This is a genomic window from Marinifilum sp. JC120 (genome assembly GCA_004923195.1).
Taxonomy (GTDB): Bacteria; Desulfobacterota; Desulfovibrionia; order Desulfovibrionales; family Desulfovibrionaceae; genus Maridesulfovibrio.
In genome coordinates this window covers 20,441-27,224 of the sequence record RDSB01000031.1, presented here as the reverse complement: position 1 = coordinate 27,224, position 6,784 = coordinate 20,441, and the positions used below count along the sequence as shown (strand labels likewise).

8 protein-coding genes are annotated in these 6,784 nt (G+C 47.9%); 3 read left to right on the top strand and 5 right to left on the bottom strand.

What is annotated here, in order from left to right:
- Positions 1 to 299: 299 nt before the first annotated feature.
- From amrA to D0S45_19580, 4 genes are read right to left on the bottom strand one after another with little or no spacing between them, the layout of a single operon-like run.
- Positions 300 to 854 carry an AmmeMemoRadiSam system protein A gene (gene amrA / locus D0S45_19595; protein TIH11727.1) on the bottom strand — a complete coding sequence of 185 codons (555 nt, stop codon included), beginning with the start codon at positions 852 to 854 and terminating at the stop codon, positions 300 to 302.
- Between the two features lie 13 nt (positions 855 to 867).
- Complete coding sequence (locus D0S45_19590; protein ID TIH11726.1) at positions 868 to 1,113, bottom strand: metal-binding protein; 246 nt, start codon at positions 1,111 to 1,113, stop codon at positions 868 to 870.
- A 3-nt stretch (positions 1,114 to 1,116) separates the two neighbouring features.
- Positions 1,117 to 3,270: a HAMP domain-containing protein gene (locus D0S45_19585; protein ID TIH11725.1), complete on the bottom strand. Its 2,154-nt coding sequence runs from the start codon at positions 3,268 to 3,270 to the stop codon at positions 1,117 to 1,119.
- A gap of 7 nt (positions 3,271 to 3,277) precedes the next feature.
- Positions 3,278 to 3,595: a DUF4389 domain-containing protein gene (locus D0S45_19580; protein ID TIH11724.1), complete on the bottom strand. Its 318-nt coding sequence runs from the start codon at positions 3,593 to 3,595 to the stop codon at positions 3,278 to 3,280.
- Positions 3,596 to 3,839: 244 nt separating this feature from the next.
- Here D0S45_19580 and D0S45_19575 point away from each other — a divergent pair, with 244 nt between their 5' ends.
- The 3 genes from D0S45_19575 to D0S45_19565 are packed head-to-tail and all read left to right on the top strand — an operon-like array spanning position 3,840 to position 5,754.
- Positions 3,840 to 4,100 (top strand): hypothetical protein, encoded by a 261-nt coding sequence (locus D0S45_19575; GenBank protein TIH11723.1) that lies wholly within the window; start codon positions 3,840 to 3,842, stop codon positions 4,098 to 4,100.
- Between the two features lie 46 nt (positions 4,101 to 4,146).
- Positions 4,147 to 5,040 (top strand): mechanosensitive ion channel protein MscS, encoded by an 894-nt coding sequence (locus tag D0S45_19570; GenBank protein TIH11722.1) that lies wholly within the window; start codon positions 4,147 to 4,149, stop codon positions 5,038 to 5,040.
- A gap of 15 nt (positions 5,041 to 5,055) precedes the next feature.
- On the top strand, positions 5,056 to 5,754 hold the full coding sequence (locus tag D0S45_19565) for a hypothetical protein (protein ID TIH11721.1): 699 nt from the start codon (positions 5,056 to 5,058) through the stop codon (positions 5,752 to 5,754).
- Between the two features lie 51 nt (positions 5,755 to 5,805).
- Here D0S45_19565 and D0S45_19560 read toward each other — a convergent pair whose 3' ends face one another.
- Positions 5,806 to 6,744, bottom strand: a complete 939-nt coding sequence (locus D0S45_19560; protein TIH11720.1) for a GGDEF domain-containing protein — start codon at positions 6,742 to 6,744, stop codon at positions 5,806 to 5,808.
- Positions 6,745 to 6,784 lie beyond the last annotated feature (40 nt).

Sequence of the window (6,784 nt, the reverse complement as noted above, 5' to 3'; positions counted from 1 at the left end):
CATAAAGCTGGATGCTGGACTTTGCCAAATCAATTCCGATTATGGTAGCTACTTTCATTGGGATGGTCCTCCATTTCGAAGTTGTGGTGAACTTGAAATATACCCCTTTTTAAGGGGCGGGACCATCCCATCAGCTCTCCGAGGGCCAAAGAAACTTTTTGGAAAAAGTTTCTCTGGACTCTTCAAAAACTTTTAGTTGTTTTGATTTACACTCGCTTCAATAAGCGTGTTGGTCTTGTTCATTATCGTTGCGAAGCATATTGAAAGGTTTTGAAGGGATGGGGTCTGGGGAAGCATCTTTAAAATACTTCAGCTTCGAACCAGAAAATATTGGTTGCCGGGTCTTGCCATGCATCCGGTTCCATGCCTGCTTTCTGGCAGGTCTGGGCCAGAAACTGCTCGCGATCCCATTTCCAGTCCACTGCGACTTGCGGCAAAAGAAGTCCGGTTTGCTGTCCGCGCTGCATGATCAGGCCGTGCCGCCCGATTTTGATCTTATCTGTATCGGGACAAAGGCTGATGGGGCTGAGGATGGATATTTCGATTTCGATCTCCTCGAATTCTTCCATACTTACAGGCGGAAAACGGGGATCTTCGAATGCGGCGGCGCGGGCCATCTTCCAGATGGTTTTGTAGAGCGGTCCGGTTCCCTGTACGTTTCCAATACAACCGCGCAGATGTCCGCCCTTGTTCAGGGTCACGAAGGCCCCATAGTTCTCGCGTAGATGCTCGGTTACAGGTTCCGGGACGGATTCTTCCTGCTTGTTAAGTCGGCACATGATACTTTTGTGGACCAGGCTTTTTAGATAGTCTTTTTCTTCCTGAGTCAGGGCGAAGGTAAAATTTTCTGACATGGGTTGCTCCGGGCTATTTGGCGTTTGCTTCTTTAATTTTTTTAATGATGTAATCGTACCCTTCAGGGCGGTGCGGAATTTTACAGTCAGTGCAGTCCTTAACGCCTTTGGCAGTCATTTTAAAGCGCCCGCCGCAATCCTCTAAGAGGTAGAGCGGACAGAAGCAGAACAGACAGTTGAAGGACGTTTCATCGCTCACTTCGTGACATGGAAAATAGCGGCAATCGATGTTCCTGAAAAAACGGTGACTGTTCTCCATGGATTATTCCTTTTTAAGTTCCTTGGTCCTGTTGAATTCGTTAACTTTGATAACTACCAGCGTGATGTCGTCTTCCTGCTCCATGCCGTTCTGAAACTTGTAGACAGCGGCGATGATTTCCTGCTGGATTTCTGCGGCACTGCGCTGGGCATTGGCAAAGATGATTTGGTCAAGACGGTCGCGACCAAACATTTCATCCTTGGTGTTACGAGCCTCCCAGATGCCGTCCGTGCCGATGAAGATGATTTCTCCTTCATTCAAATCAATATCAAATTCATCATATTCGCTTTCATCAAAGATACCCAAGGCCAGCATGGGCGACCCCATGAGGTCACGTTTTTCTCCGCTGGCGGGATCATAAATGGTAGCCGGGTCATGTCCTGCGCGTACGTATGTGCCCTTGGAATTGTCCGGGGATAGTTCAAGGCAGAACAGGGTCATAAATCTCCCGGTATCGCCTATATCTGAACAGAGCAGCTTGTTGACCTCGTCAATGCGGCTGGCCAGCGGTTCCAGATGGCCGGAAGTATGTTTCAGGTGCGCACGTCCGGTGGTCATGAGCAGTGCTGCGGAAACACCGTGCCCGGTAACGTCGCCAAGTAGGATTCCAGTGCCTCCGTTGATGGGAGGGGTGTAGAAATCGAAATAATCCCCACCGGTTTCATCACAGGAAATGCTGATCCCGGAGATATCAAGCCCGTTAATTTGCGGAGGTTCCTGCGGAAGTAGGCTGGTATGGACTTCCTGTGCCAGTTCAAGTGATTTACTGATGCGCAGATGGTCCTGCAATTTTGGGATCATGTGGTTGAAGGCATTGGCGAGGGTTTCCCGTTCATCTCCGGTTTTGACATCAACGTGCACTGAAAGGTCGCCTTCAGAGATTTTTTCAGCGGCATCGGTCATGACCAGCAGCGGTTTGAGGATTTTGCGGCTGCCCACAAAAGCGACTAGCGCAACGGTGATTAGGGTGAAGAAAGCAGCGGCTCCAACAGCCACATAAAGGTTTTTGCTTAGGATCAGGGCCTGCTCAGCAGCAGAGTCCGGGACTCTGGTGATGACTTTTTTCGGGGTGATCAGCACATAGCTGCCCTCACCGCGAAAGGGTGAAAAGGCCCAGATGGAATCAACTCCCTTGTAGGACATGTGTATAACCCCGGATTTACCAAGAGTAATGGCATTGACCAGTTCGGCCATGGATTTTTTGTCCGGGGATTGCAGGTAGCGCACTTCGTTGGGAAGTCCGGTCTGCCATGAAATGTTGGTTTCCTTGTGTCCCGCCTCGGCCCAGATGCGGAGTTCCACTCCCCCGTTTGCTTTAACCGGGCCGACCACAAAGGTCTGGATGGCACTGGACCACTGGGAGGAAAGATCATCCTTACGCAGCAGCTGTACCAACTGGATGTCGATAGCTACCACGCCGATAATCTTGCCGTTACGGTCCCGGAGGGGTTTGGAAAGGGTGTACACCTGTTGCCCGGTGCTGGCATCAATGAATTTGTCCCAGACAATGGTTTTTTTATCGATTGCATCAGTAAACCAGAGCCGTTTACGGGGATCGTAACTTTTTGGATAATTGCCATGGCCGGGATAGGCCATATGCAGCCCGGAATTGAGAGTGATGTAAACCCGGTGTAATGCGGTTCCGGCTTCGTTGAAAAAGGATTTGAAATCAGGCTTGAGCAGGCACAGCCGGGTTAGGTCGGCACTGTCTTTCAATTGCTCCTGTCCCTTAGGATAAAAGAACACCGGCTCCTCCAGACTGACCGAGGATGGTGTTTTCTGACCCTGTTCGCTGATGACGAAATATTGCGGGGAGGGGCCGAAGTCTGCGGGCTGGCGTCCTTTGATGTTGAAGTCCTCGGCAAAGTATACTTTCGGGGTGCCTTCTACCGGATCGTTGAGCACATCCTCGGCTTCAGCACCAATGGCCTTGAGGGCGAACTCAAGGGATACTGCTTGTTGTTGTACCAGTTTGGCCGAGTCTCTGGCGCACTGATGCATTTCATCGGTCAGGATTTTGATCATATCCTCCCGCAAACGGTCGGATTGGGCATGGCCCAGATCCTGAATTCCCTGCCTGCTGATGACGGAAACAACCAGCAGGGGAACAAGACTGAAAGCCAGAAGCAGGATGAATAGTTTTATGCGCATGCTCATATTTTATTTAAGAGTAGTCTATGTCAGACGGAGATATTGATTGTTCGGAATCAGCAGGTAAATCGGAAAACGGAAACGGTCTTACATTGCTGGTCAGTGTTGAGTAGCGGAGCAGGGAATATGCGTATGAACTCAACATACCCGCAAAATTCCGCAACGGCTCAAGGTGGCTGCCTGTGATGAGCAGGAAAAGGTATTGTATGAAAATTAGCGTATAAGCCATTATCCTGACCAGCTCAAAGGCGATGATGCAGACGATGGTTCTTAAAAATCTTTTCCCGATGTCAATACGACTCTGTGATGCTTGATTCACAATTTGCTCCATTATGGATATTTCTGGTGTCAATAGTCGAAAAGCGGAAACATGTCGCTTACACAGGTTTATAGTGCTATACTGTAAATGACTTCCGCAATTATTACCGCTTGTTTTGCTTTTTAGTGTATCTGCTTTATTGCCGGACGGCAACGAAGGATTGGAAATTGCATCAGTACTTGCAACAGGAGTGGATATGCCGGAAATTCGGCATTTATGAACAGGACAGAGTTCTAAAAGACTTCGGGAGTGGCGTATGAACACTGCATTGCTGGAAGAACTGCTTAGGAAGAAGGCCGAGCGTATGCAAAATAAAGGCTTAACCGTGGCCGAAGCTTTAGATCGCGCCGGTGACGAAATTTTCAACTGTCTGTCCGAAAGCGGAGGGCATGGCTCCCGTTTTTGTCTGCGTATGGTCTTAAACGGTGCCAAGAAGCGGCTCAGCCCGGAAAGTTGTGCCTGTTCCGTTACGGAGGGGGACAAACGCAGGCCATTGATGCGGTGCGTGGGTATGTAGCTCATAAGTGTTTACGGTTTCAGGTATTGCAGTTAAAGGATGAGGCATGCTTACTGAAATCGATCCGTACATCTACATAGCTTGCATAACCGCCGTTGCCGCGATCATTTATATCTGGATCAGTTGCCGTGTCACACGATTTAGAAAGAGTCGTGTTGATCGCATTGAAAAGCTGATCAAGAAAGACCCGGAAACCACTGCGGCCATTCCTACTGACGTTCTAACTGATAAGGAAGAGCGGCAGGAACGAAAGGATATGGTCAAGGGCGTCAAGAGCCGGTTCACGGTCATACGCCGTACATTAATACTTTTCCTCGTGATGATCTGGCTGCTGGCAATGGTTATGCCTTTTGTAGGGCAGCTTCCCAATACGATGATTTCGATACTTATTGCTATCTCGACAGCGGTGGTCGGTATCGCGGCCCGCCCTCTGGTGGAGAACATGATTTCGGGCATCGTTATTTCATTTTCAAAGCAGCTTCGGGTTGGTGATACTTTGGTGATAGATGGGCAGTACGGCACTGTCGAGGATATTTCCATTACCCACACAAAAATCAAGACATGGGACTGGAAGCGTTACATTATTCCCAACAGTCGCATGTTGAATAAAGAATTCACCAACCTGACTCTTAATGACAGTCTGCAATGGTCTTACATTGAATTTTCAGTTTCATATGATGCGGATATTGACGAGGTCAGGGAAATCGCCTTGGAAGTAGCATCTCAAAGTGAGCATCATAACGGACAGGATACCCCACAATTCTGGATACGAAGCATGGATAAGGAAAGCGTTGTCTGCTGGGTAGCCGCCTGGGCAGATTCTCCTGCTGAGGCGTGGAGCCTGAAAAGTGATGTATCCATGCGGTTGATCAGAGTTTTTAAAGAGAAAGGAATTTCAACACATCTCTCATACGTCAATCTTTCAAAGGAAAAGGTTTAAGGCACTAACAATATTATGAATAAAATTTCCATGAAAAGATCGGATTATATCACTCTCAGCGTTATTGCATTGTTGCTTATCTGGGTTGCCTGCCAGCCTCATCCTATTGAAACTTTCAAGCTCTACACCAAAGAGCATGGTTATATTTTAAGTTTTATCAAATTCGCTATTCTGGCGACTTTCGGGGAATGCGTTGCTCTGCGCATCGTGGATGGACGTTATTGGCGGCCCGGATTCGGCCTCATTGCCAGAGCGGTCATGTGGGGATTCATCGGGCTGTTCATAAAGGCGTGTTTCGCAGTCTTTGCCGTAGGTTCTCCGGCTGTGCTTACTTCCCTCGGCCTGAATGTCAGTGCTGATGATGGTTTTTTCGCCTCGCTACTCATCTCGTTCATTACCAGCGTCATGCTCAATACCGTCTTCGCTCCGGTGCTCATGATCCTGCACAAAATTTACGATGACCATATTCAGGTCCATCAGGGGCGCATAAGCTCTCTGATTGCTCCGGTGGATGTTGCGGCCAGGTTGTCAGCCATCAACTGGAACAGCATGTGGGGGTTCGTCTTGAAAAAGACCATTCCTTGCTTCTGGATTCCAGCCCATACTGTGACTTTCATGCTGCCGCCGGACCTGCGGATTATCTTCGCCGCCCTTCTCGGCGGGGCCCTCGGGGTGATTCTGGCCTTTGCCAGTTTGAAGGGTAGAGCGGCTTAACTAGTCTGGTATTCGCTCTGCTTTACGCAAGTCTATGTTTTGCGGATAAAGTTACATTTCTCCGTATACGGCTCTGTTCCGTCCATTGTCTTTTGCAGTGTATAGTGCCCGGTCAGCTCGCTCGGTCATGCTTTCCCTGCTGTCCTCATCGTGAAAAGAACCGATTCCTATGGAGCAGGTGACAGTTCCGACTGACGTATAATAGTGTCCGGCAATAATTCTACGTATTTTATCTGCCAGAAGCATGGCATTCTCATGGCCTATTTCTGGAGCAATTATCAGGAATTCTTCCCCGCTCCATCGACCTATGGTGTCAGTTTTTCGCAGGTTGTTTCTTAGCAGCTGTGCTGTTTCCTGAAGAACTGTATCTCCAATATCATGTCCGAAGTTGTCATTAATATTTTTGAATCTGTCCAGATCAAGCAGCAGAATGGAAAACGGATTACCATGTCGCTGGGCCTTACTGATTTCATAGGTAAAAATCTCATCAAGTTTGAGTCTATTTGCTAATCCGGTGAGTTTATCGATGCTGGAAAGGCTTTCCAGTTCGTTGATGCGAGTTTCGTAGTTTGAGATAAGTTTTGAAATATATTTTTCAAGAAATATGACGACCAGTGCTGCAAGGATGATCCCTAGAAGAGAAATGGAAATGGTCATTTTCAGCTGAGAACTGTATGTTCCCTTTAATATATGAGCTTCGTCTTGGATGATGTTATCCACTTTATCAATGTGGAGTTCCGTGGCTATGGCTCTGTTGTGTGGCTCGTTCAGTTTAACGGCCTCGCGCAGGAATTTTTCTTTCTCTACAATCAGGCTTTCTGAAATCTTTGTGGTTTTATCTGCAAGTTCTCGGTAGATATCTTGCGTATGTATAACGGAAAGAACAACCGCCAGCATTGCGATGCCTGCTAGTGATCCGAAACAAAAAAGTCTCCGTATGAAATGTTTCTTGGTTTGTTTTCCGGTTTTGGAGGACTTTTTCTCAGGCATTATGGAATCCTATACTAAGCTTTAAGGTTGTTATTTTTAG